We start from the raw sequence: 25777 nt of genomic DNA on the forward strand, positions 1-25777 counted from the left end.
CAGATCGACCGGACCTTTGTCATTGTGCGGACCAAGCGGCCATTAGCTTGGAGAAGCACTATGAATCTCAAGATCAGTGGACACCACCTCGAAGTAACGCCTGCGTTGCGCGAATACGTGATCACCAAACTGGACAGGGTGCTAAGACATTTCGATCAGGTCATCGACGGCAGTGTGGTCCTCTCGGTCGACAACCATAAGGAAAAGGACAAGCGTCAAAAGGTGGAAATCAACCTCCATCTGAAGGGTAAGGATATCTTCGTCGAGAGTTGTGACAGCGATTTGTACGCTGCAATCGATTTGATGATCGACAAGCTCGACAGGCAGGTGATACGCCACAAGGATCGTCTGCAAGGCCATCAGCACGAAGCGATCAAGTATCAGCCGGCGCCGCAACTGGACGTGCCGCCGCAATAGGAGAAATTAGAGGAAATTCCTCAATTCCCTTGAACTCGTCGAGCCGCCCGCGACCGGGCGGTTTTTCGTTTCAGCGCCCCGGTTCCCGCTCACCGCCGGTGCGTCTCGCCGAGGCCGACCCGAACCATTCCCGCAGAGGTTTGCGCAGCGCGACACGTGCCGCGGCGCAAGCGCTGAAAAACCTGATATGCATAGATGGCGCGCCGCACCATCGGCCGTCACCCTGTTCTATAATGTTCCAGTTACCATCGGGGTCAAGCCAGCTCTGATGAAGTACGGCCGATCGAAATCTAACGCTTTCGCGATCGACTCTGAGCGTCCGTCTTCGCCAGCATCGAACGAATGGAACGTCACTCAACCGCCCCGGTGGGGAGAACTCAGGCCACGTTTTCGCCTGTCAAAATGAATCGTTTAGCCAAATTTCTTCCCCTCGAGAACGTCGTCATCGGACTATCGGTCACCAGCAAGAAACGCGTGTTCGAGCAAGCGGGCCTGATCTTCGAGAACCAGAACGGCATCGCCCGCAGTACCGTCACAGACAATCTTTTTGCGCGAGAACGACTCGGCTCGACCGGGCTCGGCGAAGGCGTCGCGATCCCGCATGGGCGGATCAAGGGCCTCAAGCAACCGCTCGCCGCATTCGTCAGACTCGCCGAACCGATCCCCTTCGAAGCGCCGGACGGCCAGCCGGTCTCGCTGCTGATCTTCCTGCTCGTCCCCGAACAGGCCACTCAACAGCACCTCGAAATTCTCTCCGAGATCGCGCAATTGCTGTCCGATCGCGACGCCCGCGAGCGGCTGCACACTGAAGAAGAACGCGAATCGTTGCATCGCCTGCTTACTCAGTGGCAACCTTGATGCAACGGCGGCGGTAGTTCATACGCGCTCGCACACGCAGCAAAGACCCGGCAAGCGGCTCACACTGGAGTCACTGACTCATGGATACGTCCAGCATCAACGCCCAAAGCATTTTCGACGACAACGCCGCCATGCTGAAGCTCAGCTGGCTCACGGGGCATGAAGGCTGGGAGCGCGGCTTTTCTTCGGAATCGGTCGCCAATGCCACGTCGAGCGCCGACCTCGTCGGCCACCTGAACCTGATCCACCCCAACCGGATCCAGGTGCTCGGCGACGCTGAAATCGACTACTACAAACGTCAGACCGACGAAGACCGCTCGCGCCACATGGCCGAGTTGATCGCGCTGGAGCCGCCGTTTCTCGTCGTCGCGGGCGGAGTCGCGGCGCCGCCGGAGCTGGTGCTGCGCTGCACGCGCTCGTCGACGCCGCTGTTCACGACACCGACCTCGGCGGCCGCAGTGATCGATAGTCTGCGTCTTTACATGTCGCGCATTCTCGCGCCGCGCGCGACGCTGCACGGCGTGTTTCTCGACATCCTCGGCATGGGCGTGTTGCTGACCGGCGACTCGGGCCTCGGCAAGAGCGAGCTCGGCCTCGAACTGATCAGCCGAGGCCACGGTCTCGTCGCCGACGACGCTGTCGACTTCGTGCGCCTCGGCCCGGATTTCGTCGAAGGACGCTGTCCGCCGCTGCTGCAGAACCTGCTCGAAGTTCGCGGCCTCGGTCTGCTCGACATCAAGACGATCTTCGGCGAAACGGCGGTGCGCCGCAAAATGAAACTGAAGCTGATCGTGCAACTGGTGCGCCGCCCCGACGGCGAATTCCAGCGGCTGCCGCTGGAAAGCCAGACCGTCGACGTGCTCGGCCTACCGATCAGCAAGGTGACGATCCAGGTGGCCGCCGGCCGCAACCTCGCGGTGCTGGTCGAAGCGGCCGTGCGCAACACGATTCTGCAACTGCGCGGTATCGACACGCTGCGCGATTTCATGGATCGGCAACGTCTCGCCATGCAGGATCCCGATAGCCAGTTTCCCGGCAAGCTGATCTGAAGCCCGCCACAGCGCCATGAAGCGCCCGCAGAAGGCAGGCCGCGGGCACGCGCATGGAGGCCAGATGCTATGATGAAATCTACGCTTTCGACGACTCCATGCGCATAATCCTGATCACCGGTATCTCCGGCTCCGGCAAATCGGTTGCCCTGAACGCGCTCGAAGACGCGGGTTATTACTGCGTCGATAATCTACCGCCGCGTTTCCTGCAGCAACTCGCCACCTACCTCGCCGCGGACGGCCAGGATCGTCTCGCGGTCGCGATCGACGCGCGCTCCGGTTCGTCGCTCGACGAAATGCCCGCGATGATCCGCGACCTCAAGCGCTCGCACGACGTGCGCGTGCTGTTCCTGAGTGCGAGCACGCAGTCGCTGATTCAACGTTTTTCCGAAACGCGTCGCCGTCATCCGCTGTCCGGCTCGCCCGCGCACGACGCGGACGTTGGCCTGCTCACGTCGCTCGCCGAAGCGATCGAACGCGAGCGCGAACTGGTCGCGGGACTTGCCGAATTCGGCCATCAGATCGACACGAGCAATCTGCGCGCGAACGTGCTGCGCGCATGGGTCAAGCGCTTCATCGAACAGGAGGACGCGGGGCTCGTGCTGATGTTCGAGTCGTTCGGCTTCAAGCGCGGCGTACCGCTCGACGCGGATTTCGTATTCGACGTACGCACGCTGCCGAATCCATACTACGATCATGAATTGAGGCCGCTCACCGGCCTCGACAAACCGGTCATGGATTTTCTCGATGCGCAGCCGGTCGTCCACGAGATGATCGACGACATCGAGAAGTATCTGTCCAAGTGGCTGCCGCATTTCCGCGACGACAATCGCAGCTACCTGACCGTCGCAATCGGTTGCACGGGCGGCCAGCACCGCTCGGTATTTATCGCGGAGACGCTTGCCGCGCGTCTCGCAACATCGGCGAATGTGATTGTGCGGCACCGCGATGCGCCGGTCGACGTCGGCGAATCATCGAAGCTGGTGGCTTAACCGGCCGCATCGCGCGGCCTTAACCCGAAGCGTTGCGCCATGTCCTCTACGCCTACTGTGTACGCCGATTTGCCGCTGTTTCCGCTGCATACGGTGCTATTTCCCGATGGCTTGCTGCCGCTCAAAATCTTCGAAGCGCGCTACCTCGACATGGCGCGCGACTGTCTGCGCGAAAAAACACCGTTCGGCGTTTGCATGCTGAAAAGCGGCGCGGAAGTCGCGCGCGAGGAAGAACCTTCGGTACCCGAAACGATCGGCTGTCTCGCCGAAATCGACGAGTGCGACGTCGATGCATTCGGCATGCTGCTGATTCGCGCGCGCGGCACGACGCGCTTTCGTCTGTTATCGCATCGCGTCGAAGCGAGCGGTCTGCTGGTCGGCATGGCCGAGCCGCTCGCCGACGATCTCCCGCTCGAGGGCAATGAGCTATTGGCCAAATTCGGCGCGTGCGCGGAAGTGCTCGAGCGGATCATCGCAACGATCCGCGAACGCGATCCGGACAGCCTACCGTTCGCCGAGCCGTTCCGGCTCGACGATCCGTCGTGGGTGTCGAACCGTCTCGCCGAGGTGCTGCCAATCGCGTTACGCGCACGGCAAAAGCTGATGGAATTAACCGATGCCGGCGCGCGCATCGACGTCGTGCATCACTACATGCAACAGCATCAGTTGCTGTGAAATCCTGAAGTCGTGAAGGCTGCCGCGCCGGACCCAAGTCGCCCGCTCAGCACCTCCGATCCATTCCGCTAGAGCAACGAACCATGCAGACTGGCGAGCAGCTTGCGCACCGGCGCCGGCACGCCGAACGAATCCAGATCGCTGAGCGCAACCCATGCGGTGTCCGCATCGTTGAGCGCGGCCAGGGCGCCGACACCGCGATCGAACTCCGCAAGCCGCGGTTCGATATCGAGCTTGAAATGCGTGAATACGTGTGAGAACGACGCGAGCGCGGACACTTCGCCGTCGCCGCCGAACGCGCGCGCCCGCTCGGCCAGCGATGCTTCGTCGGCAGCTTCGGGCAGACTCCACAGACCACCCCAGATGCCCGACGGTGGACGCCGCTCGAGCATCACCGCATTGCCGTCGCGCAGCAGCAGCATCCACGTACGGCGTGTCGGCACCGCTTTCTTCGGGCGCGCGGTCGGCAATTCACGTTGACGTCCGGTGACGTTGGCAACGCAGTCCGGCGCGAACGGACAGCGTGTGCAATCGGGTTTGCCGCGCACGCACAATGTCGCGCCGAGATCCATCAAGCCCTGCGTGTACCCGCTGACCTCCGCGTTCGACGCATTCGACGGCAGCAGTGATTCCGCGAGCGTCCACATTGCGTTCTCGACTTTCTTCTCGCCCGGAAAGCCTTCGACGCCGAATACGCGCGCGAGCACGCGCTTCACGTTGCCGTCGAGAATCGTCGCGCGCGCGCCGAACGCGAACGACGCGATCGCCGCGGCCGTCGAGCGGCCAATGCCGGGCAACTCGGCGAGCTCATCGACCGACGCGGGAAACGCGCCGCCATGCTGCTCGACGACGACCTGCGCGCAGCGATGCAGATTGCGCGCGCGCGTGTAGTAGCCGAGGCCGGCCCACAGCGCCATCACGTCATCGGACGGCGCGGCGGCGAGCGCGGCGACATCCGGGAAACGCGCGAGAAATTTCGCGTAGTACGGAATCACCGTCGACACCTGGGTCTGCTGCAGCATGATCTCGGACAGCCAGATGCGATACGGATCGCGCGTGTTCTGCCACGGCAGATCGTGGCGGCCGTGCTGGCGCTGCCACGCGATCAGCCGCGCGGAAAACTCGGGCATCGGCGCAAACGCGGGCGTGGAGTCGAACGCGCTGGAGCGCGCGCCGGTCGTTGGGGTCAGGCGGGAAGGCATCGAGAATCTAGCGCTGGCAAGTGGGACAGAAGTACGTGGAGCGTTGCCCCTGCACGATCTGTTTGATTGGCGTTCCACACACGCGGCATGGCAGGCCCGCGCGATCATAGACGAAGTAGTCGAGCTGAAAATAGCCGCTTTCGCCGTCGCTGCCGACGAAATCGCGCAGCGTGCTGCCGCCCTTGTCGATCGCGGCGGCGAGCGTCACGCGCACGGCATCGGCCAGCAGTTCATAACGCACGAGCGACACGCGGCCCGCCGCGGTGGTCGGCCGGATGCCCGCGCGAAACAGACTCTCCGACGCGTAGATATTGCCCACGCCGACCACGATGTCCCCCGCCAGCAGCGCCTGCTTCACCGACACCTTGCGCCCGCGCGTCAACCGATGCATCAGCGCGCCCGAAAAAGCCGGCGAGAAAGGCTCGACGCCAAGGCTCGCGAGCAGCGGATGTTCGAGGATGTCGCCTGCTTCGCGCGGATGCCATAGCACCGCGCCGAAGCGGCGGGGATCACGATAGCGCAGGATAAAGTCGTCGAAGATCCAGTCGACATGATCGTGCTTCGCCGCGGCAGGCGGATGCGGCACATGACGCAGAACGCGCAACGTGCCCGTCATGCCGAGGTGGACGATGAACCACCCAGCGTCGATTTCGAACAGCAAATACTTGCCGCGTCGCTCGACTTTGCGCACCACGTGGCCGCGCAAGGTTTTCGCAAGGTCGGCCGGAATTGGCCAGCGCAGCGCGGCCGTCCGCACGTCGACGCGCTCAACCTTGCGCCCGGACACATACGGTTCGATCCCCCGTCGGGTAACCTCGACTTCTGGCAACTCTGGCATGGCTGATTGGTCTGCTACTTGCGTGAGTGGTTGTGCGCGTATTGTAGCGAGCGCGTTACAATCGACTGAAACATTGAACGGATTTCCATGAACGTGTCCTTCGTGAAGCTGCTATCAAAGCGCCGCGCGCGCGTGTCCAAGGTGCCGCTCGCCGTGTCCGCTCGCCGGATGCTCGGTGCGGCCGCGCTCGGATTGTGGGCGCTGGCCGCCGTGCCCGCGCATGCGCAGGACCCGTCGCCGGATTCCGACGACACGTCGGTCACGATGCCGGACCCGCTGGGTCCGGCAACACCTGAAGACGAAAAGTCGCTTCCCGGCGTACCCCTGTCGAGCCAGATCGTCTTCCAGGTGCTGGCCGCCGAGATCGCGCTGCAGCGCGACCAGCCGGCACCGGCCTATCAGACCTACCTCGCGCTCGCGCGCGACACTCACGACCCGCGCATGGCGCAACGCGCCACCGAAATAGCGCTGGCGGCGCAGAGCCCGTCGGACGCGCTCGCCGCCGCGCAACTGTGGCAACAGTACGCGCCGAGTTCGGAACGCGCCGCCCAGCTCGACGCGTCGCTGCTCGTGCTGTCTGGCAAGCCCGACGATGCGTCGCAAATCCTGTCGCAAGAACTGGCGAAGGTACCCGAGGAAAATCGCGGCAGCGCGATCCTCGCGCTGCAACTGCTGTTGTCGCGCGGCCCGAACCGCGTCGGTGGCCTGCACGTGTTGCAGGACCTGCTGAAGAACGACATGAACCGGCCGGAGGCGCAATTGGCCCTCGCGCGTCAGCAGCTGCTGGCCGACGACGCGCCGGGCGCGCACAAGTCGCTCGAGCAGGCGCTCACGATCAAGCCCGACTATCTGCCGGCGGCGTTGATGCTGTCGCAAATGGGTCCGGAGGAGCGCAAGGAAGGCATCGCGTCGCTCGAAAAGTACGTGCAGCAGAATCCGAAATCGCATGACGCACGGCTCGCGCTGGCGCAGATGTATCTTGCCAGTGACCGTCTCGACGACGCGCAGAAGCAGTTCGAGCTCATGCGCAAGGCAAACCCCAACGACTTGACACCGTTGATGGCGCTCGCGCTGATCAAGATCCAGCAGAAGAATCTCCCCGAAGCGCAGACGTATCTGGTGCAGTACGCGCAGCAGGCCGAGAAGATGCCGGGTGCCGATGCGGGCCAGGCCTACATCTATCTCGCGCAGCTAGCGCTCGAACAGAAGAATGAGGCGGCCGCGAGCGACTGGCTGAACAAGATCTCGCCAGCGAGTCAACAATACCTGGCCGCGCAGATTACCGGCGCGCAACTGCTCGCGAAACAGGGCAAGACCGAGGAGGCGCGCCAGTTGCTCTCCAACTTGCAGACCTCCGATCCGCGTGATGTGGCGCTGATCGCGCGCACCGATGCGGCGATCCTGTTCGACGCGAAGCGCTACCCGGAGGCCGAAGCGCGTCTGCAGCAAGCCACGGCGAACTTTCCCGACGACCCCGACCTCACCTACGACTACGCGATGGCCGCCGAGAAAACCGGCCATTACGACATCATGGAAGCGCAGCTGCGCAAGCTGATCCAGACGCAACCGGACAATCCGCAGGCGTATAACGCGCTCGGCTATTCGCTCGCAGATCGCAACCAGCGCCTGCCAGAGGCGGACAAGCTGGTCGAGAAGGCCTCGGCGCTCGCACCGAACGATGCGTTCATCATGGACAGCGTCGGCTGGGTCAAGTACCGGATGGGTGACACGGCCGATGCGATCAAGCTGCTGCGCAAGGCATACAGCCTCCAGCCGAACGCGGAAATCGGCGCGCACCTCGGCGAAGTGCTGTGGAAGGCCGGCGAGCAGGAACAGGCGCGCGCCGCGTTTCGCGAGGCTCGCAAGCTCGAACCCGACAACGAGACTCTCGTCAAAACGTTGCAACGTCTTCAGGTAAACAACCTTTGATGCGTCTTTCCCGTTTGATTTCTTTTTCCAGGGCGCCGCGCGGCATGGCGGTTGGTTTCGCGGCGGCGGCGGTTGTCGCGCTGGCCGGCTGCGCGTCGGTGAAGCCGCAGGGGCCGTCCACGTCGAACGCCGCCACCGAAGTCACCGCGCAGACGAGCCGCTCGTATCAGGGCCGCTTCGCGATCCAATACAACGATCAGAACGGCCAGCAGCGCAACGCTTACGGCAATTTCTCGTGGCAGGAAACGGGCGACACCGTCACGCTGCAGTTGCGCAATCCGCTTGGCCAGACGCTGGCCATCGTGACTTCGTCGCCGGCTTCGGCCACGCTCGAATTGCCGAACCGCCAGCCGCTCACCGCCGATAACGTGTCGACGCTGATGCAGAACGCGCTCGGCTTCACGCTGCCGGTCGAAGGGTTGCGCTACTGGCTGCAACCGTCGCCGGCGCCGACTTCGCGCGCGAAGACCGAGAAGGATCCGGAGCAACCGTCGCGCCTGAAGCAGATCACCCAGGACGGCTGGACGATCGACTATGTGGCCTATGCCGATGCACCAGCCACCGGCGTGAAGCGCCTCAATCTGAGCCGCTCGGAGCCGCCACTCGACATCAAGCTCGTGCTGGATCAGTGAGTCGTTCTTGCTGGGCCTTTTGTCCCAGCATCCGCTCACGTAACCTTGCTACCCGTTTGGCGCCACCGTGGCGCATGTAGCCTTCACTCATGATCGAAACAACCAATTCGCTGCGCGACTGTCTCGCGCCAGCGAAACTCAATCTCTTCCTGCACATCACTGGCCGTCGGCCGGATGGTTATCACACGCTGCAGACGGTCTTCCAGTTGCTTGACTGGGGCGACACGCTGCACTTCACGCGACGCGACGACGGTCTCATCACGCGCCGCACCGAAATCGCCGACGTGCCACCCGAGCATGACCTGACCGTACGCGCCGCGACGTTGCTGAAGGTACATACGGGCTCCCGCGAAGGCGTCGATATCGGAATCGACAAGCGCCTGCCAATGGGCGCGGGCCTCGGCGGCGGCAGTTCCGATGCGGCGACGACGCTGCTCGCGCTCAATCGCCTGTGGAAGCTCGATCTGCCACGTCAGGAGTTGCAGGATCTTGCGTTGAAGCTTGGCGCGGACGTGCCTTTCTTCGTATTTGGAAAAAATGCGTTTGCAGAGGGTGTCGGAGAATCATTGGACGTTGTACAATTGCCGCCGCGTCACTTCCTGGTAGTGACGCCGAGGGTGCAGGTTCCGACTGCGGCGATTTTTTCCGAAAAAGCGTTGACAAGAGATACAAAGCCCCTCAAAATTACGGACTTTCCTGCAGAACACAGCTGCAACACTGAATGGCCAGAAAGCTTCGGCCGGAATGACATGCAGCAAGTTGTCGTAGGAAAGTACGCGGAAGTAGCGCAAGTGTTGCGGTGGTTTGAAAGCATCGCGCCAGCGCGGATGTCCGGATCGGGTGCCAGCGTTTTTGCAGCGTTCCGTAGCAAAGCTGAAGCAGAAGCGGCGCAAGCCAAACTGCCCGGCGAGTGGAACAGTGCAGTAGCAGCGGGCTTGGATCAGCATCCACTCTTTGCTTTCGCGTCATAAATTTTGCATCGTCGAACGAAACTCCACGTTCGGCGGAGCTCAAAGTTAGTGTAGGGGAGTCGCCAAGCTGGTTAAGGCACCGGATTTTGATTCCGGCATGCAAAGGTTCGAATCCTTTCTCCCCTGCCAAAAATTCTCGTAGTTCGCTGTAGTTCGCATTTCTCCCGCCCCCAGCCTGAAGTAGGTGCACGATGAGCAGCCATGACGGCCTGATGGTTTTTACTGGCAACGCAAATCCCGCGCTTGCACAGGAAGTCGTCAAAAACCTCGGTATTCCCCTCGGCAAAGCAATGGTTAGCCGTTTCTCGGACGGTGAAATCCAAGTCGAGATTCAGGAAAACGTGCGCGGCAAGGATGTCTTCGTCCTGCAATCCACGTGCGCACCGACTAACGACAATCTGATGGAACTGATGATCATGGTCGATGCGCTCAAGCGCGCATCCGCAGGCCGGATCACCGCAGCCATCCCCTACTTCGGTTATGCCCGTCAGGATCGTCGCCCGCGTTCGGCGCGCGTCGCCATCTCGGCTAAGGTCGTGGCGAACATGCTGGAAATCGCCGGCGTCGAGCGGATCATCACGATGGATCTGCACGCCGACCAGATTCAAGGCTTCTTCGACATCCCGGTCGACAACATCTACGCAACGCCCGTGCTGCTCGGGGATCTGCGCAAGCAGAACTACGACAACCTGATGGTAGTTTCGCCGGACGTCGGCGGTGTGGTCCGCGCCCGTGCATTGGCGAAGCAACTCAATTGCGATCTCGCGATCATCGACAAGCGTCGCCCGAAGGCGAACGTCGCCGAAGTGATGAACATCATCGGTGAAGTCGAAGGCCGCACCTGCGTGATCATGGACGACATGGTCGACACGGCTGGCACGCTGTGCAAGGCCGCGCAGGTTCTGAAGGAACGCGGCGCGAAGCAGGTATTCGCGTACGCCACCCACCCGGTTCTGTCGGGCGGCGCGGGTGAGCGTATCGCCGCTTCCGCACTCGACGAACTCGTTGTCACGGACACGATTCCGCTCGGCGAAGAAGCCCGTTCGTGCGCGAAGATCCGTTCGCTGACGAGCGCCGGTTTGCTCGCCGAAACGTTCTCGCGCATCCGCCGCGGCGATTCGGTGATGTCGCTGTTCGCTGAGAGTTAAGCATTTGCGAAGACACCGGGTACCGCTTCATGCGACACGCGGCGTTTTTGCACAATCGGCATGAACGAACGAAGGTTCTTGCCGCTATCCTGGGCCTCAGCCATTACGGCTTCGAGGCCCTGTTTTTACTGCCTGGTCGCGGGCAGTGCATTGGAGATTCAACATGAAAGTAGTCGCTTTCGAGCGTTCCCTGCAAGGTACGGGTGCGAGCCGCCGCCTGCGTAACTCGGGCAAGACCCCGGGTATCGTTTATGGCGCCGGTGCTGACACGCAACTGATCGAACTCGATCACAACGCCCTGTGGCACGCGCTGAAGAAAGAAGTTTTCCACTCGTCGATCCTCGATCTGGAAGTGGCAGACAAGTCGCAACAGGTTCTGCTGCGCGACGTGCAATACCACCCGTTCCGTCAGCTCGTGCTGCACGTGGACTTCCAGCGCGTCGATGCGACGAAGAAGCTGCACACCAAGGTGCCGCTGCACTTCTTGAACCAGGAAACCAACCCGGCAGTGAAGCTGTCGAGCGCGGTGATTTCGCACATCCTCAACGAAATCGAAATCGAGTGCTTGCCGTCGGCACTGCCGGAGTTCATCGAAGTCGACCTCGCGAAGATCGAAGCAGGTCAATCGGTTCACGCGAAGGACATCCCGTTGCCGGCAGGTGTGGCGCTCGTGGCCCACGTCGACGCGGAAAACCCGGTGGTCGCTGCTGCAACGATCCCGGCTGGCGCAATCGCTGAAGACGCTGCTGCTGCTGAAGGTGGCGAAACGCCGGCTGCTTAAGAGCCTTCCGGTTCGAAGCAAGCAATCCTCTCGATCCGTTTCCTATGAAACGGTCGATGTGACCCGCCGAGGTTCGCCCTGGCGGGTTTTTTTTCGGCTTTTCTAGTCCGGTACGTTTCACTTCCTGACTTGGTGGACTCACGCAATCATGATCAAGCTGATCGTCGGGCTCGGCAATCCGGGCGCCGAATACACCGCGACGCGTCACAACGCCGGCTGCTGGCTGGTCGATCAACTCGCGCGCGAGGCCGGCACCGCGCTGCGCGACGAGCGGCGCTTTCACGGCTTTTACGCGAAAGCGCGGTTGCATGGCGAGGAAGTGCATCTGCTCGAGCCGCAAACCTACATGAACCGCTCTGGTCAATCGGTCGTCGCGCTCGCGCAATTCTTCAAGATTCTTCCCGACGAGATCCTCGTCGCGCACGACGAGCTCGACATGCCACCCGGCAGCGTCAAGCTGAAGCTCGGCGGCGGCAGCGGCGGGCATAATGGGCTGAAGGACATCAGCGCGCATCTGTCGTCGCAGCAATACTGGCGGCTGCGGATCGGCATCGGCCATCCGCGCGATCTGATTCCCGAAAGCGCGCGCGCCGGCGCGAAGCCGGACGTCGCGAACTATGTGCTGAAGCCGCCGCGGCGAGAAGAGCAGGAGGTCATCGACGCGTCGATCGAACGCGCGCTCGCGGTGATGCCGCAGATCATCAAGGGCGAGCTCGAACGCGCAATGATGCAACTGCATCGTAACAACAGCTGACGCGCGCCACACTCATCGACACCCGCAATCGGCCCCGCCAGGAGAATCGCTTGAGCCGCTACTGGAGCGACATCGTTCACCGTCTGACGCCGTACGTGCCGGGCGAGCAGCCCGCGCTCGCGCATCCGGTGAAGCTGAATACCAACGAGAATCCGTATCCGCCGTCGCCGCGCGTGCTAGACGCGATCCGCCGCGAGCTCGGCGACACGGCCGACGCACTGCGCCGCTATCCCGATCCGAGCGCACGCAAGCTGCGCGAAACGGTCGCCGCGTATCACGGCATCCGCGCCGAGCAGGTGTTCACGGGCAACGGCTCGGACGAGGTACTCGCGCTAACTTTCCAGGCCTTGCTCAAGCACGACAAGCCGCTGCTGTTTCCCGACATCACTTACAGCTTCTATCCGACCTACGCGAAGCTGTTCGAGGTCGACTACCGGACCATCCCCCTCGACGACAGCTTCGCGATCGACGTCGACGACTACACGGTGCCCAACAGCGGCATCCTGTTTCCGAATCCGAACGCGCCGACCGGCCGGCCGCTGCCGCTCGCGGAAATCGAACGCCTCGTCGCGAGCCATCCTGATTCGGTCGTGGTGATTGACGAAGCGTATGTCGACTTCGGCGCCGAGTCGGCGATTGCGCTGATCGCGCGCTATCCGAATCTGCTCGTCGTGCAGACCGTGTCGAAGTCGCGTTCGCTCGCCGGCATGCGCGTCGGCTTTGCGTTCGGCGATCCTGCGTTGATCGATGCGCTCAATCGCGTGAAGGACAGCTTCAATTCGTACCCGCTCGACCGCCTCGCGCAAGTCGCGGCCACCGCCGCCTACGAAGACGACGCGTGGTTTCGCGAATGCTGCGGGAAGGTGATCGCGAGCCGCGAACGGCTTGCGGCGGAATTGACCGCGCTCGGCTTCGAGGTGGTGCCATCGGCGGCGAATCTGCTGTTCGCGCGGCATGGGGGGTACGACGCGGCGACGCTCGCGTCGCGGCTGCGGCAAAAGGAAATCTTCGTGCGGCATTTCAACGCGCCGCGCATCGACCAGCATTTGCGGATCTCGGTCGGCACCGACGCCGAATGCGACATACTGCTCGACGCTTTGCGCGGCATTTTCAGCGCTTACGTCGGATAACGGAAACGCCGCCCCCAAAAGAAAACGGCGAAGGCCCGCAGGCCTTCGCCGTTTTCTTTTGCGCGTCTCCCGCGAACGTCAGGTGCCCTTGGCGGCCTGCAACGCGTGATATTTCGCCATCAAACCTTCGGGCGTTTCCAAGTGGTTCGGGTCACGCGGAATGCACTCGACCGGACACACCTGAACGCATTGCGGCTCGTCGAAATGACCGACGCACTCGGTGCACTTCTTCGGGTCGATCACATAGATTTCCGGGCCCATCGAAATCGCGTCGTTCGGGCACTCGGGCTCGCAGACGTCGCAATTGATGCACTCGTCGGTAATCATCAGGGCCATGCCGCCACCAACTTTGCTAGAGAAAACAATACATTATAGCTTTTTCGCCCCCGCACGGCCGTGCAATCCCACGCCAGGATCATGGACGGCTGCGCTTCTCGGCCAGGTAGCCTTCGTCGCAAACTGGTTGGCATATGCGCTGTTCAACGCCAACTGGATGCTGAACATGCCATTCGACACGCGGGAATTGCCGGGCTGTTTCGGCAACAAGGCCAGCAGTGCCTTCATCACGTACAGAATGATTAGCGCGCCGGCCAGATCACCCACAAACATCGTGAAGAAGCTTTCGAACCAGTTCTTCGTCGTACCGGCCAGCGCGAACCACAGGTGGTGAAACAGCGTATTTGCTCCCGAATAGGCGACAGCCAGAACAAGCAGCCGCTTCGGCGTCAGGTTCGTCAGCGATGCGCGCAGATCGAAATACTCGAGCGCAAACCTGTAGACCAGATACGGTGCCAGTGACCCAAGCAAAGCGCCTGCTATTGCACGCACCGGGTCATGCGGAAACCAGTACAGAAAGTCTGTAATCAGTCCGGCAAGCAGCAGGCCGAGTGCACCATCGAACCCAACCAGCAACGTGCTGAGAAGCCGAACACCAGACGGCAGGAAAATCCAGTTGACGCCTCGCACGAAAGACGTGTGCGTAAACACCTCCTGATTGATCCACAGCGACGCCAGGAACGCGATCAGGGTCCCAGCGATCGACCAAAAATGCAAACGTAAGCTAGACATTGCGGTGAGCCATCCTCGGTTGCTTTTGCCGAATGCATCATAGCGTGCCCGTATGGCGTTCCGCGAGCACAAGCAGCAGGCTTTCGGTCACAGATATCGTGACGCTCACGGAAAAAATTTCTCGAGGCCCTCAAGTTCTGCGCGACGCGACCGAAAACCCATGTATAGCTTTATGCCCGGCTCGACAAGCATGCAGAGCCGCGTCCATATTGATATGCTTTTTATAGCGATGAATCTGAGAGAACAGGCTGGAACGGAACGCGCTATCCGGACGAACCGGTGGCTATCGGCACGCCGACCAGTAGGCCGCCCGCCTGCTGCATGGCTCGCGTGCTATCCCGTCTTTCAAGATGCGTTGCTCGGCTGCGAAACAAGGTTGGGGGCGCTTCCTGACTTCGTCAGGCGCGCTGCTTTGGAAAGGCTGGGTGGCTCCAATTATTCGTGTGTGCCCACTTCAGTACTTGATGAAGTCCGCGCCTCTTACCTGGAACTTCGCAGCACATGCGTCGCAGAAGAAGTACGTCGATACCTGTCTGATACCGAGGACAGTCTGCTGGCGTCACACGAATCGTCGGACGCCCTTGAAACCCTGGCGGCGGGAATGCCGCGGATGCTGGTTCCGCCTGTCGCTCGCCCTCCGTGTCTGCTGAGTTCTGGCAACGGAATGTTTCTCGGGGGCTGGGCGCGGTTTGTTGCGTACTGGTGTCGGAAAGACCCAACGATTCCGCTACTCGCGGTAGATTGGCCGATCCTCTACGAGCACGTAGCGCCCTACAGCCTTCGCCACTTGATCGACGATCCTGGTTTTGCATCGACCGGTTGAATCCGCCTTCGGAAAGCAGCCAATCGTCCTCCAGCGACGGCTCGAGTTGATCACCCGCACGAACCTTGGCAACGCGCGACTGTATCGTTATAGTTTTTGTAACGGCCAAACCTGAGAGAAATGGTTCGCGTGGAACTCGATGTGCGTGAAGACTTCCTGGTTGATCCCGAGCGACAGCGCGAACGCGATGGCCGTGCCCGCGACCGGGAGCACACCCAAACGTAAGCTGGACATGGAGATAAAATAGAGAAGCCCGGTTGTCGCAGGGCATCAAGGTTCGCTTTCCGCGCTCGGGTGAGCGGCGTTTTCGTTGGAGCGATGGTCATGAGCCGCCCTGCTGATATCTATCTTCGATTTCTTCAATTGACCGAAGCACTGCGAGGTCTTCCCGCACTTCCCGCGCTCGATCCGCTCGAAGAAAAGATCCTGGAGTTCGTTGCTCGCATGAGGCAAAAGAACGAACGCCTGTCGGTTCGAGACATGATGGCCCAAAGTGCGCTGGGGTCGCCGGCTACCTTGCATGCCCGTATCACGTCAATGCGCGAAAAGGGCTGGCTCCTGCTCAACGACACCGAAGACGCTCGCCGCAAACAGGTCGAGCTGACGCCCGCGGCCCTCCGGCACTTCGACAAACTTGCCGAGGCGTTCACGAAAGCTGCGAAGGGAAGCTGACATTGTTCTGCTTCGGTTAAGCCGGCACTATCCGGTTAGGAAAAACTCCTCATTCCTCTTGCAATGCCCGTCTAGTTGCTCCGCTCCGGCAATTCCACGTATGCGGCACCTGTCACCCTGTTGAAATCCATCGTACCGTACTGGTGCGCTTCGTCAGTTCATACTCGGCGAATTGGACAAAGGTATATCGATTGCCCACGCCCGTGACGTTTTCCGGATAGGGTCCCGTAGGAACCTGACAAGCCGGCGTGACTATTGATGATCGCCCCGTTTGCAATGAAGAGACAATTCTTGTTCTTCGCATCATCATTGACATCGCAGCTTGCGCGAACCATCGAATACACCGATGCCCGTGCATAACGACAGGATTGACGTTCGCCGCCAATACGGCTCGCCAACATTACTTGGAACAGCCGACCGATGCACCTGGCGCCGATCACCGAGGCCTGGCCGGTCTTGATCCGTCAAAACCGGCATTCGCGCGACTCAGGCTCAGGTCCCCTGAGCGCCGTCCTGCGGATCCAGCGAAGCGACCTTCTCCTTCAGCCATTTTTCGACGGACGGGAACACGAACTTGCTGACGTCGCCGCCCAATTGCGCGATCTCGCGCACGATCGTGCCCGAGATGAACTGATACTGATCGGACGGCGTCATGAACATCGTCTCGACGTCGGGTAGCAGATAACGGTTCATGCCCGCCATCTGGAACTCGTACTCGAAGTCCGACACCGCGCGCAGCCCCCTGACGATCACCCGAGCGTTGTTGGTCCGCACGAAGTCCTTCAGCAGTCCCTTGAAGCTCATCACCTGGACGTTCGGATAGTGGCCGAGCACCTCATGCGCAATCGCGAGGCGCTCCTGGAGAGTGAAAAACGGCTTCTTGGCACGGCTGTCGGCCACACCCACCACCAGCGTGTCGAAAATGCTCGACGCGCGCCGAACGAGGTCTTCGTGACCGCGCGTCAGCGGGTCGAACGTGCCCGGGTACACGGCGACTACCATGAGACTTCTCCTCTCTTCAGACAAAAGGGCACGTCCGGGCGACGCATTTCGCACCGGCGCGGATGACGATAAACCGCCCGGCCCTTTTTTGGAACGCGCATTATTCCTTATTTTCGCGCTGCAGCAAATGAAAGTGCACAGCGCCCGCTTTGCCCTGCCGAACGAGTTCCCAGCCTGACAGCGGCTCGTGAGCGGCCGGTTCGAGCGCTTCGCCGGCCTCGACATAAAGATAGCCGCCGGCGCGCACGAGCGGCACGGCCACCGCGAGCGCCTTGCCGAGCAGGTCGGCATCGAACGGCGGATCGAGGAACACGACGTCGAATGAGCCTGGCGCGAGACTCGCCGCAAGACGCAGGCCGTCCGCCTCGGCGATTTCGATCATGCGTGCATCGAGCCGCTGCTGGTTTGCGCGCAACTGGCCGGCAGCGCGCGCATGACGCTCCACCATCAGTACGCGAGCGGCGCCGCGCGACGCGGCCTCGAAGCCGAGCGCCCCACTACCAGCGAACAGATCGAGGCAGTGCTGGCCGTCCAGACGCTGGCCGAGCCAGTTGAACAGCGTTTCGCGGACGCGGTCGGGCGTCGGGCGCAAGCCGTCCAGATCGAGCACGGGCAGCGGCGTGCGTTTCCAGTCGCCGCCGATGATGCGAATGGCATGCGGTTTGCTACTTTTGGACGAAGCGCCAGCGGCGCGTGAAGGTGCTAAACGAGGCATGCAGTATCGTGCAGTTTCAGCTAGGTGATGAACACGCCCGCGGCGTCGATGCGCGCGGGCCGGAGCGCTCACGTTACCACAGGGGTGGCGCGCGTCCAGCCTGGCCGAGCGGCCAATACGACGCGCCGCAGCACGCCTGATAAAATGTGCGGCTGCCAGCGCCCCGCCTTTTCGCATCCCGGCGCTGCCCACCGCTTCGCCGGTCCCGTGCCGGCTGCGCGCATCGGCGCGCTCTCCCATACGTCAGATCATGTTCAGCTTTTTCAAACGATTCAAGGGCTCGAAAGAGTCCGATACCGCCGCAGACGAATCGCTAGCGGCGCAAGACGGCGCGGCACCCGAGGCCGAGGCCGCGCCCGTTGCGCCCGCCGAACCGATCGAGCCTACCGCGCCCCCCGTTTCTGTGGCCACGACGATCATCGAGCCGCAGCCCGAGCCGCCAGACGCCATGCTCGACACCGTCGAAATCGTCCCGCCGCCCGTGCAGGATGCCGGCGCGAAGCGCTCGTGGCTTACGCGTCTGAAGAGCGGCCTCGCGAAAACCAGTTCGAACCTGACCGGCATTTTCGTCGGCACGAAGATCGACGAGGACCTGTACGAGGAACTCGAAACCGCGCTGCTGATGTCTGACGCCGGCGTCGAGGCGACCGAATTCCTGCTCGAAGCGCTGCGTGAGAAAGTGCGCAGCGAACGCCTGACGGCCCCCCAGCAGGTCAAAACCGCCTTGCGCACACTGCTCGTCGAGTTGCTCAAGCCGCTCGAAAAATCGCTGATGCTCGGCCGCGCGCAGCCGCTCGTGATGATGATCGCCGGCGTCAACGGCGCGGGCAAAACCACGAGCATCGGCAAGCTCGCGAAGCATCTGCAGAGCTTTGACCAATCGGTGCTGCTCGCCGCCGGCGACACGTTCCGCGCCGCCGCGCGCGAGCAACTCGCCGTGTGGGGCCAGCGCAACAACGTGACCGTGGTCGCGCAGGAAAGCGGCGACCCGGCCGCGGTGATCTTCGACGCGGTCGGCGCCGCGCGCGCGCGCAAGATCGACGTGATGATGGCCGACACGGCCGGCCGCCTGCCCACGCAACTGCATCTGATGGAAGAACTGCGCAAGGTGAAGCGCGTGATTGGCAAGGCGCAGGACGGCGCGCCGCACGAAGTGCTGCTCGTGATCGACGCGAACACCGGCCAGAACGCGCTCACACAGGTCAAGGCGTTCGACGACGCGCTCGGGCTCACCGGCCTGATCGTCACCAAGCTCGACGGCACCGCGAAGGGCGGCATCCTCGCGGCGATCGCGCGGCAGCGGCCGATTCCGGTGTATTTCATCGGCGTCGGCGAAAAGGTCGAGGACCTGCAGCCGTTCAGCGCGGAGGAGTTCTCGGACGCGCTACTGGGCGGCTGATCGCGTGATCGTTGCGGCGCTCGGCGCTCGCGGCGAACCAAAGGAAAAGGGCACTCCGCGGAGCGCCCTTTTTTTCGTTTCAAGCTGCCCTCGACGTGTCAGCGATCCCGGGCTCACTCCGCGTCCGGCTGCACGCCCGGCGCCGCGCGCGCGAACGCATCGAGTTGCATCGCGTGATCGTAGATGCGCTGGATCGTCGGAAACTTTGCGGTGTCGACCTTGAAGCGCTGCGCGTTGAATACCTGCGGAATCAGGCACGCGTCGGCGAGTGTCGGTGCGTCGCCGAAACACAGTTTGCCGGTGCGCGCGTCGCCGGCAAGATGCGTCTCCAGCGTCGCGAAGCCCGCGTCGATCCAGTGCCGGTACCACGCGTCCTTCGCGTCGTCGTCGACTCGCAACGTGTGCTTCAGATAGCGCAGCACGCGCAGATTGTTCAGGGGATGAATCTCGCACGCGACCTGCAGCGCCACCGAGCGCACATACGCGCGATCGAGCGGTGCCTTTGGTAGCAGCGGCGGCTCGGGATGCGTCTCCTCGAGATACTCGATGATCGCGAGCGACTGCGGCAGCAAATGACTGCCGTCGGCGAGCGTCGGCACGATGCAGTCGGGGTTGATCTTGCGATACGCGGGCTTCAGCTGCTCGCCGCCTTCGCGCACGAGGTGCACGGGTACGTAGTCGTACGACAGGTTCTTCACGTTCAGCGCGATGCGCACGCGATACGACGCCGAGCTACGGAAATAGCTGTAGAGCTTCATGTTGTCTGCCTCCTCCACCTGCACGCAAGCCGTCTCAGACGACGCGCACGCTGAACTCGCCGAGCCCGTCCACGCCGCCCTTCATCAGGTCACCCTTGACGACCGCGCCGACGCCTTCCGGCGTGCCGGTGAAAATCAGGTCGCCAGGCCGCAGTTCGAACAGCGTCGACAGATACGCGATCGTCTCGGCCACCGACCAGATCAGCTGCGACACATCCGCGCGCTGCTTGTCCTCGCCATTCACCGACAGCCAGATCTCTCCTTTGCCGATGTGACCAACCGTCGAAGCCGGATGGATCGGGCCGAGCGGCGCCGAGTGATCGAAGCCCTTGGCGGTATCCCACGGACGACCCATTTTCTTCGCTTCGCCTTGCAGGTCGCGGCGCGTCATGTCGAGACCGAGCGCGTAGCCGTAGACGTGATCGAGCGCGCGGTCGACGGGGATGTCTTTGCCGCCCTCGCCGATCGCCGCGACCATTTCCATTTCGAAATGGACGTTCCTGGTCTGCGACGGATACGGGAATTCGCCGGTCGTGCCCGGCGCGACGTACACGATCGCATCGGCCGGCTTCGTGAAGAAGAACGGCGGCTCGCGGTCCGGGTCGTGGCCCATTTCACGCGCGTGCGCCTCGTAGTTGCGCCCCACGCAGTAGATGCGGCGCACCGCGAACTGCTCGCCCGACCCCACGACCGGCACCGCGACCTGCGGTGCCGGTGCAAATACGTAACTCATCCCGTTCTCCGTTTTCCGATGTGCGCCGCCGAGGCGGCGAGAAACATCGAGTGTAACCCGCGGCACGGCGCGGAGGCGTGTCAGGCGGCCCGTCGCGCGCCACTGCGTGCCCGCTTCGTTGCTGTTCGCCCGCTCGCCATAGATGCGATACTCACACCGAACTGTTCCCCGAATGGCGTAGCGAACCGCCAGGCGCGGCACGCCACCCGCCTCTTGCGCACGATGACCGACTCCACCGATACCACTTCTTCCTTCCCCTGGGCCCGATTCATCAAGGAAATCGGCCGCGGCCCGAATGGCGCCCGCGCGCTGACCGCCGACGACACGCGCTCGCTCTACACCGCGATGCTCGACGGCCGCGTCGACGATCTCGAACTCGGCGCGGTGCTGCTCGCGTATCGCGTGAAAGGCGAAACCGCCGACGAACTCGCCGCGATGCTGGCCGCCGCGCATACGTCGTTCGAGCCGGTGCGGCTGCCGCACGGCGCGTTTCGGCCGGTGTCGATTCCGTCGTACAACGGCGCGCGCAAGCAGCCGAACCTCGTGCCGCTGCTCGCGCTGCTGCTCGCCCGCGAAGGCGTGCCGGTGCTGGTACACGGCGTCACCGAGGATCCGGGTCGGGTGACGAGCGCGGAAATCTTCACACATCTGCGCATCGCCCATGCGCAGTCGCACGCGCAGATCGAAGCTGGACTTGCGGAGCGCCGCGTCGCGTTCGCCTCGATCGACGTACTGGCGCCCAAGCTCGCGCGCCTGCTCGCGCTGCGCCGGCGCATGGGCGTGCGCAATTCGACGCATACGCTCGTGAAGCTGCTGCAGCCGTTCGCGCCCGCGGGATTGCGGCTCGTGAACTACACGCATCCGCCGTATCGCGACAGTCTCACTCAGTTGTTCGTCACGCATCCCGATGCGGCCGTCGGCGGTGCGCTGCTCGCGCGCGGCACCGAAGGCGAGGCGGTCGCCGATACGCGCCGCCAGGTGCAGGTCGACTGGCTGCATGACGGCATCTGCGAGACGCGGCTGCCGCACGAGCGCTCGTCGCCCGATGCGCCCGAAGTCGAGCTGCCCGAAGCGCGCGACGCGGCGACCACGGCCGCCTGGATCGACGCCGTGCTGCGCGGCGAAGCGCCGGTGCCTGGCGCGCTCGAGCGGCAGGTCGAGCTGATCGTCGATATCGCGAAGACGGCGGCCTGACGGCCGCGGGTTGACAGGCCAACGCACGCCGTCATACATTTGGCCTCATGCGTTCCCTTCCGAACACCCTCCGAATTATCTCCGGCCGCCTGGCGCGGCCCCTATCGCTACGCCTGGCGTAAGTCTCGCGTAGCGCCGCGCGCTGGCAGCTCCGGTTGCCGTCGGCGGTCCTCCCCGTAGTTCCCGCAGTTTCGCTTCACCCCCGTCGTAGTTCTCCACAACCTGTCGTCGTTTGCATTCGTCCGTTTACCGCGCGGACGATGCGAGAGGATCACATGTACGTTGCATGGGCAGCATCCGCAGCGTGCATGCGTGAACAGTCGGCCAACCGCTCGACGTCGCCACCCTCCGCCGACGACACCACGAATGAGGCACCTCACCATGTTGCGCAACCCCGCTGAAAAGTACCGCCCTTTTCCCGCCGTCCGGCTGACCGGCCGCAAATGGCCGAGTCGCACGGTCGACGCCGCACCCGTCTGGATGAGCACGGACCTGCGCGACGGCAATCAGGCGCTGATCGAACCGATGAACGCTGCCCAGAAGCTCGAGTACTTCGAGATGCTGGTCGCGATCGGTTTCAAGGAAATCGAAGTGGGCTTTCCGTCGGCGTCGCAGACCGATTTCGACTTCGCTCGCAAGCTGATCGACGAGCAACGCATTCCCGACGACGTCACGATCGAAGTCTTCGTGCCGTCGCGCGCGGAGCTGATCGCACGCACGTTCGACGCGCTCGAAGGCGCGCCGCGCGCGATCGTGCATCTGTACAACGCGATCTGCCCGTCGTTCCGGCGCATCGTGTTCCAGCAGTCGAAGGATGAGATCAAGGCGCTTGCCGTCGAAGGCACGGGCCTCATCAAGGAACACGCGCAGGCGCGGCCGGGCACGCGCTGGACCTTCCAGTACTCGCCCGAGACCTTCAACACGACCGAGCTGCCGTTCGCGCGCGAGGTGTGCGACGCGCTCGCGCAAACGTGGCGGCCTACGCGCGATCACAAGATGATCGTCAACCTGCCGGCAAGCGTCGAAGCGGCCACGCCGAACGTGTTCGCCGACCAGATCGAATGGATGCATCGCAACCTCGGTTACCGCGACAGCATCGTGCTGTCGGTGCATCCGCACAACGATCGCGGCACCGCCGTGGCCGCGGCGCAGCTCGCGCTGCTGGCGGGCGCGGATCGCATCGAAGGCTGTCTGTTCGGCAATGGCGAGCGCACCGGCAACGTCGATCTCGTCACAGTCGCGATGAATCTCGACGCGATGGGTATCGACAGCGGTCTGGATTTCTCGGATCTCGCGACGATCAGGCGCGTGGCGGAACGCTGCACGCGGCTTCCGGTTGCGGCGCGGCATCCGTATGCGGGAGAGGTAGCGATGCGCGGCACGCGCGAGGCGCGCGACGCGGATGCCGATGTAGACGAGCACGGCGCAAACAGCCGCGACAAAGCTGGCGAATGCGCGACCGCGTGAATTCGCGTTGGGCCTCGAGCCTGCTGCAGCGGAGTGCACACCCGCATTCCGCTGCCGCTGGAGACGCGCTCACGAGGCGCGCCCGCCCGATGAGAATCTCACTCGAGCGCGCAACGGGTCGCCTGCCACGCGATCAGTCGCCACTGCCCGTCTTCGTGCGTGTGAATCGCGGTATAGGCAATCGGAAACAGGAGCGCGCCGTTGTTGGCCTCCATCTCGATCAGCGCGCGGCCCGTGACGACGTAGGTCTCGCGCCCGGCCGGCAAGACATCCTGCGACTGCACCTCGATTTGCCGATAACGACGGCGCCCCGCGGTGATCCCGTCGATGAACTGCCGCTTCGTCTCGCGCTTGCCATTCGTATGGACGTAGCTCACGTTGTCCGCGAGCAGCGTGTCAAGCGACTGCCCATCGCCATCGACCATCGCGCGAAAACGCTCTCGCTCGAGCCCGCGAATCGCTTCGATCATCTTTGCCGCCATTGCAGAGCCCCTCGAACACCGCGAGCCGCAGGCGGCCACGGTCAGAAGTGATATTGCAAATATAGCTGGCTGAAATTTATACCAGGATTCGGCTCTTTGATACCGCCATTGGAGACATGCTGGAAGCGGTAGCCGGCGACATACTGCTCACGAGCGCCGAACTGCAACCCGACGCCCGCCATCTCGGCGAACTGGAACGAGGTGCCCAACGTGAAGTCGGAAGAAATGCGCGGGCTGGTCAGCAGCCGGACGCCGGCACCCACCTCGATGAATGGCCGCACCGAACCCGACGACCTGATGAAGCGGATTACCGGCGTCACGCCGATCTCGCCGATGTTGTCATGAACGTTTCCTTCACTGGTGTGCCACCACGCGACATGCGCCTCGCCGAGCAGCGCGAAATGCCAGTCGCCGATCTCCCACCAGGTCAGGTTTGGATCCCAGACCACGCCGAGATCGAGCGTCCTGACGTGATGGTCGCCGACGCCGGCGGCCACCTGCACGCCGAACTGCTCAGCTTGGGATGCGCCCGCCGCACCCAGCAGAACGGCAAACGTGCTTTTTAGAGTAAGCCCACGCACCACAAGATTCTGCCTGTTCATCCGCCCCCCATACTGCCGGGTATTAAGCGAGCGCCCCCTTTATTCCAAGCACGAATTCAAGAGCAAGTATTTCCCAGATAATGCCCCACGAACAGCAATTATTCTCTTAAAACGGGACGATATCAGTCAAACATGAGCCTGCAAGCGCTCCTGGCAGTACTTTGTACAGGTCCAACGCGCAAGGCAAATAGAGCGTATGATGGCTATCAGAAGTCAAAACTCAATAGGATTTTCGGGAACTCGGATGCCCCTGCGACCTCTAAGTATTAGCACTCGGTAGATCCGAGTGCTAACATCCATCGCTGGAGTCGTTTACTGAGTACGCTATTGTCTGATTCCAAAGGAGCTTCACACGTGAGCCATGCAATGACCCTTCCGAGTACTTTGAGCCCGTCGTCGGCTAAGGCCGCTCCGGCAGGTGCACTGGCGCTCTCGCATTCCTCGCTGCTGTCTGGTCACCTCGGCAACATCGACGCCTACATCCAGGCGGTCAACCGGATTCCGATGCTGACGCCGGCGGAGGAACGCCAGTTCGCCACCGAATTGCGCGAACACGACAATCTGGAGGCTGCGCGCCGCCTGGTGCTGTCGCACCTGCGACTCGTCGTGTCCATCGCGCGTAACTACCTCGGTTACGGGTTGCCGCACGCCGATCTGATCCAGGAAGGCAACATCGGCCTGATGAAAGCGGTCAAGCGCTTCGATCCCGAGCAAAACGTGCGCCTCGTGTCGTACGCGATGCACTGGATCAAGGCCGAGATCCACGAGTACATCCTGCGCAACTGGCGCATGGTGAAGGTCGCCACCACCAAGGCGCAGCGTAAGCTGTTCTTCAACCTGCGCAGCCACAAGCAGGGGCTTGGCGCGTTCACGCCGGACGAGATCGAAGGTCTCGCGACGGAGCTGAACGTGAAGCGCGAAGAGGTCGCGGAGATGGAGACGCGTCTGTCGGGCGGCGATATCGCGCTCGAAGGTCAGGTCGAAGACGGCGAGGAGTCGTACGCGCCAATCGCCTATCTGGCCGACTCGCATAGTGAGCCGACTGCCGTGCTGGCTTCGCGTCAGCGCGACCGGCTGCAAAGCGACGGCATCGCAAGCGCGCTCGACGCGCTCGATCCGCGCAGCCGCCGCATCATCGAAGCGCGCTGGCTGAAGGTGGCCGACGATGGCTCGGGCGGCTCCACGTTGCACGAGCTGGCCGACGAGTTCGGTGTGTCGGCCGAACGTATCCGCCAGATCGAAGCCAGCGCGATGAAGAAGATGCGCGGCGCGCTGACCGAATACGCGTAAAGCGTCGAAGCCATGCGCGCGTCAATTGTGTCCCGCCCATGACATAGGTAAAAACGACACGCGTTAATCGATCGCGCCATTTAGCGACCATCGCGCTCAAGTCCCGCCCTCGCAAGACGGCGGGGCTTTTTCATTCTTTTCGCCCTTTCTTGCGTCCCCGCGGCCGCGCATTCGCGACGGCCTATCCGCAAGCCGG

At 62.6% G+C, this 25777-nt stretch carries 27 protein-coding genes, 1 tRNA gene and 1 pseudogene; 19 read left to right on the forward strand and 10 right to left on the reverse strand.

Going from position 1 to position 25777, the window contains the following annotated elements:
* Positions 1–60 precede the first annotated feature (60 nt).
* The 5 genes from hpf (at position 61) to HDG34_RS23395 (ending at position 3991) form a co-directional block, all read left to right on the forward strand.
* Positions 61–417 carry a ribosome hibernation-promoting factor, HPF/YfiA family gene (gene hpf / locus HDG34_RS23375; protein ID WP_027199628.1) on the forward strand — a complete coding sequence of 119 codons (357 nt, stop codon included), beginning with the start codon at positions 61–63 and terminating at the stop codon, positions 415–417.
* Between the two features lie 342 nt (positions 418–759).
* Positions 760–1275: a PTS sugar transporter subunit IIA gene (locus tag HDG34_RS23380; protein WP_184026940.1), complete on the forward strand. Its 516-nt coding sequence runs from the start codon at positions 760–762 to the stop codon at positions 1273–1275.
* 80 nt (positions 1276–1355) lie between these two features.
* Entirely contained in the window at positions 1356–2324 is a 969-nt protein-coding gene (gene hprK / locus HDG34_RS23385) for an HPr(Ser) kinase/phosphatase (protein ID WP_008921706.1), read from the forward strand.
* A gap of 98 nt (positions 2325–2422) precedes the next feature.
* A complete protein-coding gene (gene rapZ / locus HDG34_RS23390) occupies positions 2423–3316 on the forward strand; it encodes an RNase adapter RapZ (protein ID WP_041734268.1) in 894 nt (297 codons plus the stop codon).
* A 39-nt stretch (positions 3317–3355) separates the two neighbouring features.
* Positions 3356–3991, forward strand: coding sequence for an LON peptidase substrate-binding domain-containing protein (locus tag HDG34_RS23395; RefSeq protein ID WP_090802941.1), 636 nt, complete (start codon positions 3356–3358; stop codon positions 3989–3991).
* A 68-nt stretch (positions 3992–4059) separates the two neighbouring features.
* Here HDG34_RS23395 and mutY read toward each other — a convergent pair whose 3' ends face one another.
* Together mutY and mutM are read right to left on the reverse strand one after the other, a co-directional pair.
* The gene (mutY, locus tag HDG34_RS23400) at positions 4060–5193 is read right to left on the reverse strand and encodes an A/G-specific adenine glycosylase (protein WP_184062479.1); all 1134 of its coding nucleotides are present in this window, start codon (positions 5191–5193) and stop codon (positions 4060–4062) included.
* A gap of 7 nt (positions 5194–5200) precedes the next feature.
* Entirely contained in the window at positions 5201–6031 is an 831-nt protein-coding gene (mutM, locus tag HDG34_RS23405; RefSeq protein WP_184026933.1) for a bifunctional DNA-formamidopyrimidine glycosylase/DNA-(apurinic or apyrimidinic site) lyase, read from the reverse strand.
* Positions 6032–6118: 87 nt separating this feature from the next.
* On the opposite strand from mutM, the gene HDG34_RS23410 reads away from it, so the two are divergent.
* The 8 genes from HDG34_RS23410 to hisC all read left to right on the forward strand — a co-directional run bounded on the left by HDG34_RS23410 (position 6119) and on the right by hisC (position 13376).
* The gene (locus tag HDG34_RS23410; RefSeq protein ID WP_184062481.1) at positions 6119–7960 is read left to right on the forward strand and encodes a tetratricopeptide repeat protein; all 1842 of its coding nucleotides are present in this window, start codon (positions 6119–6121) and stop codon (positions 7958–7960) included.
* On the forward strand, positions 7960–8592 hold the full coding sequence (gene lolB, locus HDG34_RS23415) for a lipoprotein insertase outer membrane protein LolB (protein WP_184062483.1): 633 nt from the start codon (positions 7960–7962) through the stop codon (positions 8590–8592). Before HDG34_RS23410 ends, lolB begins: the two co-directional genes overlap by 1 nt.
* Positions 8593–8681: 89 nt before the next feature.
* Positions 8682–9563 carry a 4-(cytidine 5'-diphospho)-2-C-methyl-D-erythritol kinase gene (gene ispE / locus HDG34_RS23420; protein ID WP_184062485.1) on the forward strand — a complete coding sequence of 294 codons (882 nt, stop codon included), beginning with the start codon at positions 8682–8684 and terminating at the stop codon, positions 9561–9563.
* Positions 9564–9615: 52 nt separating this feature from the next.
* Positions 9616–9692 (forward strand) — tRNA-Gln (locus tag HDG34_RS23425).
* A gap of 62 nt (positions 9693–9754) precedes the next feature.
* Positions 9755–10711, forward strand: coding sequence for a ribose-phosphate pyrophosphokinase (locus HDG34_RS23430; protein ID WP_008921698.1), 957 nt, complete (start codon positions 9755–9757; stop codon positions 10709–10711).
* A gap of 163 nt (positions 10712–10874) precedes the next feature.
* Positions 10875–11492: a 50S ribosomal protein L25/general stress protein Ctc gene (locus HDG34_RS23435; protein ID WP_184062487.1), complete on the forward strand. Its 618-nt coding sequence runs from the start codon at positions 10875–10877 to the stop codon at positions 11490–11492.
* Positions 11493–11640: 148 nt separating this feature from the next.
* Positions 11641–12246, forward strand: coding sequence for an aminoacyl-tRNA hydrolase (gene pth / locus HDG34_RS23440; RefSeq protein WP_090802935.1), 606 nt, complete (start codon positions 11641–11643; stop codon positions 12244–12246).
* A gap of 50 nt (positions 12247–12296) precedes the next feature.
* A complete protein-coding gene (gene hisC, locus HDG34_RS23445; protein WP_184062489.1) occupies positions 12297–13376 on the forward strand; it encodes a histidinol-phosphate transaminase in 1080 nt (359 codons plus the stop codon).
* A gap of 78 nt (positions 13377–13454) precedes the next feature.
* Here the strand turns inward: hisC and HDG34_RS23450 are convergent, their stop codons facing one another.
* Positions 13455–13712: a YfhL family 4Fe-4S dicluster ferredoxin gene (locus HDG34_RS23450; RefSeq protein WP_184062491.1), complete on the reverse strand. Its 258-nt coding sequence runs from the start codon at positions 13710–13712 to the stop codon at positions 13455–13457.
* Between the two features lie 33 nt (positions 13713–13745).
* On the reverse strand, positions 13746–14516 hold the full coding sequence (locus tag HDG34_RS23455; RefSeq protein ID WP_260321299.1) for a hypothetical protein: 771 nt from the start codon (positions 14514–14516) through the stop codon (positions 13746–13748).
* An 88-nt stretch (positions 14517–14604) separates the two neighbouring features.
* Between HDG34_RS23455 and HDG34_RS23460 the strand changes: the two genes are divergently transcribed.
* Together HDG34_RS23460 and HDG34_RS23465 are read left to right on the forward strand one after the other, a co-directional pair.
* Positions 14605–15267 (forward strand): hypothetical protein, encoded by a 663-nt coding sequence (locus HDG34_RS23460; RefSeq protein ID WP_184062493.1) that lies wholly within the window; start codon positions 14605–14607, stop codon positions 15265–15267.
* Between the two features lie 324 nt (positions 15268–15591).
* On the forward strand, positions 15592–15939 hold the full coding sequence (locus tag HDG34_RS23465) for a winged helix-turn-helix domain-containing protein (protein ID WP_184062495.1): 348 nt from the start codon (positions 15592–15594) through the stop codon (positions 15937–15939).
* Positions 15940–16431: 492 nt separating this feature from the next.
* Here HDG34_RS23465 and coaD read toward each other — a convergent pair whose 3' ends face one another.
* Complete coding sequence (gene coaD, locus HDG34_RS23470; RefSeq protein WP_062125937.1) at positions 16432–16941, reverse strand: pantetheine-phosphate adenylyltransferase; 510 nt, start codon at positions 16939–16941, stop codon at positions 16432–16434.
* 100 nt (positions 16942–17041) lie between these two features.
* Positions 17042–17656 carry a 16S rRNA (guanine(966)-N(2))-methyltransferase RsmD gene (gene rsmD, locus HDG34_RS23475; protein ID WP_184062497.1) on the reverse strand — a complete coding sequence of 205 codons (615 nt, stop codon included), beginning with the start codon at positions 17654–17656 and terminating at the stop codon, positions 17042–17044.
* Between the two features lie 250 nt (positions 17657–17906).
* Between rsmD and ftsY the strand changes: the two genes are divergently transcribed.
* On the forward strand, positions 17907–19055 hold the full coding sequence (gene ftsY, locus HDG34_RS23480; protein ID WP_184062499.1) for a signal recognition particle-docking protein FtsY: 1149 nt from the start codon (positions 17907–17909) through the stop codon (positions 19053–19055).
* Between the two features lie 113 nt (positions 19056–19168).
* Here ftsY and maiA read toward each other — a convergent pair whose 3' ends face one another.
* Both maiA and HDG34_RS23490 read right to left on the reverse strand, forming a co-directional pair.
* Positions 19169–19813, reverse strand: coding sequence for a maleylacetoacetate isomerase (gene maiA / locus HDG34_RS23485; RefSeq protein WP_184062501.1), 645 nt, complete (start codon positions 19811–19813; stop codon positions 19169–19171).
* Between the two features lie 34 nt (positions 19814–19847).
* Positions 19848–20546: a fumarylacetoacetate hydrolase family protein gene (locus HDG34_RS23490; protein WP_090802924.1), complete on the reverse strand. Its 699-nt coding sequence runs from the start codon at positions 20544–20546 to the stop codon at positions 19848–19850.
* Positions 20547–20768: 222 nt separating this feature from the next.
* Between HDG34_RS23490 and ybiB the strand changes: the two genes are divergently transcribed.
* Both ybiB and HDG34_RS23500 read left to right on the forward strand, forming a co-directional pair.
* Positions 20769–21740: a DNA-binding protein YbiB gene (gene ybiB, locus HDG34_RS23495; protein ID WP_184062503.1), complete on the forward strand. Its 972-nt coding sequence runs from the start codon at positions 20769–20771 to the stop codon at positions 21738–21740.
* A 381-nt stretch (positions 21741–22121) separates the two neighbouring features.
* Positions 22122–23108 (forward strand): annotated as a pseudogene (locus HDG34_RS23500) (2-isopropylmalate synthase); the annotation flags it as partial.
* Between the two features lie 197 nt (positions 23109–23305).
* Here HDG34_RS23500 and HDG34_RS23505 read toward each other — a convergent pair.
* Entirely contained in the window at positions 23306–23689 is a 384-nt protein-coding gene (locus HDG34_RS23505; protein ID WP_008921685.1) for a nuclear transport factor 2 family protein, read from the reverse strand.
* A gap of 41 nt (positions 23690–23730) precedes the next feature.
* Entirely contained in the window at positions 23731–24291 is a 561-nt protein-coding gene (locus tag HDG34_RS23510) for an acyloxyacyl hydrolase (protein ID WP_184062507.1), read from the reverse strand.
* A 354-nt stretch (positions 24292–24645) separates the two neighbouring features.
* Between HDG34_RS23510 and rpoH the strand changes: the two genes are divergently transcribed.
* Positions 24646–25581 carry an RNA polymerase sigma factor RpoH gene (gene rpoH, locus HDG34_RS23515; RefSeq protein WP_184062509.1) on the forward strand — a complete coding sequence of 312 codons (936 nt, stop codon included), beginning with the start codon at positions 24646–24648 and terminating at the stop codon, positions 25579–25581.
* Positions 25582–25777: the final 196 nt, after the last annotated feature.

The sequence above is a fragment of the Paraburkholderia sp. HC6.4b genome, assembly GCF_014200875.1.
In the GTDB taxonomy this organism is placed as follows: domain Bacteria; phylum Pseudomonadota; class Gammaproteobacteria; order Burkholderiales; family Burkholderiaceae; genus Paraburkholderia; species Paraburkholderia tuberum.

Coding starts and splice junctions, on each gene's coding strand:
- hpf (WP_027199628.1), top strand. CDS start 61: ATGAATCTCAAGATCAGTGGACACCACCTCGAAGTAACGCCTGCGTTG.
- HDG34_RS23380 (WP_184026940.1), top strand. CDS start 760: ATGGAACGTCACTCAACCGCCCCGGTGGGGAGAACTCAGGCCACGTTT.
- hprK (WP_008921706.1), top strand. CDS start 1,356: ATGGATACGTCCAGCATCAACGCCCAAAGCATTTTCGACGACAACGCC.
- rapZ (WP_041734268.1), top strand. CDS start 2,423: ATGCGCATAATCCTGATCACCGGTATCTCCGGCTCCGGCAAATCGGTT.
- HDG34_RS23395 (WP_090802941.1), top strand. CDS start 3,356: ATGTCCTCTACGCCTACTGTGTACGCCGATTTGCCGCTGTTTCCGCTG.
- mutY (WP_184062479.1), bottom strand. CDS start 5,193: ATGCCTTCCCGCCTGACCCCAACGACCGGCGCGCGCTCCAGCGCGTTC.
- mutM (WP_184026933.1), bottom strand. CDS start 6,031: ATGCCAGAGTTGCCAGAAGTCGAGGTTACCCGACGGGGGATCGAACCG.
- HDG34_RS23410 (WP_184062481.1), top strand. CDS start 6,119: ATGAACGTGTCCTTCGTGAAGCTGCTATCAAAGCGCCGCGCGCGCGTG.
- lolB (WP_184062483.1), top strand. CDS start 7,960: ATGCGTCTTTCCCGTTTGATTTCTTTTTCCAGGGCGCCGCGCGGCATG.
- ispE (WP_184062485.1), top strand. CDS start 8,682: ATGATCGAAACAACCAATTCGCTGCGCGACTGTCTCGCGCCAGCGAAA.
- HDG34_RS23430 (WP_008921698.1), top strand. CDS start 9,755: ATGAGCAGCCATGACGGCCTGATGGTTTTTACTGGCAACGCAAATCCC.
- HDG34_RS23435 (WP_184062487.1), top strand. CDS start 10,875: ATGAAAGTAGTCGCTTTCGAGCGTTCCCTGCAAGGTACGGGTGCGAGC.
- pth (WP_090802935.1), top strand. CDS start 11,641: ATGATCAAGCTGATCGTCGGGCTCGGCAATCCGGGCGCCGAATACACC.
- HDG34_RS23450 (WP_184062491.1), bottom strand. CDS start 13,712: ATGGCCCTGATGATTACCGACGAGTGCATCAATTGCGACGTCTGCGAG.
- HDG34_RS23460 (WP_184062493.1), top strand. CDS start 14,605: ATGTATAGCTTTATGCCCGGCTCGACAAGCATGCAGAGCCGCGTCCAT.
- HDG34_RS23465 (WP_184062495.1), top strand. CDS start 15,592: ATGAGCCGCCCTGCTGATATCTATCTTCGATTTCTTCAATTGACCGAA.
- coaD (WP_062125937.1), bottom strand. CDS start 16,941: ATGGTAGTCGCCGTGTACCCGGGCACGTTCGACCCGCTGACGCGCGGT.
- rsmD (WP_184062497.1), bottom strand. CDS start 17,656: ATGCCTCGTTTAGCACCTTCACGCGCCGCTGGCGCTTCGTCCAAAAGT.
- ftsY (WP_184062499.1), top strand. CDS start 17,907: ATGTTCAGCTTTTTCAAACGATTCAAGGGCTCGAAAGAGTCCGATACC.
- maiA (WP_184062501.1), bottom strand. CDS start 19,813: ATGAAGCTCTACAGCTATTTCCGTAGCTCGGCGTCGTATCGCGTGCGC.
- HDG34_RS23490 (WP_090802924.1), bottom strand. CDS start 20,546: ATGAGTTACGTATTTGCACCGGCACCGCAGGTCGCGGTGCCGGTCGTG.
- ybiB (WP_184062503.1), top strand. CDS start 20,769: ATGACCGACTCCACCGATACCACTTCTTCCTTCCCCTGGGCCCGATTC.
- HDG34_RS23505 (WP_008921685.1), bottom strand. CDS start 23,689: ATGGCGGCAAAGATGATCGAAGCGATTCGCGGGCTCGAGCGAGAGCGT.
- HDG34_RS23510 (WP_184062507.1), bottom strand. CDS start 24,291: ATGAACAGGCAGAATCTTGTGGTGCGTGGGCTTACTCTAAAAAGCACG.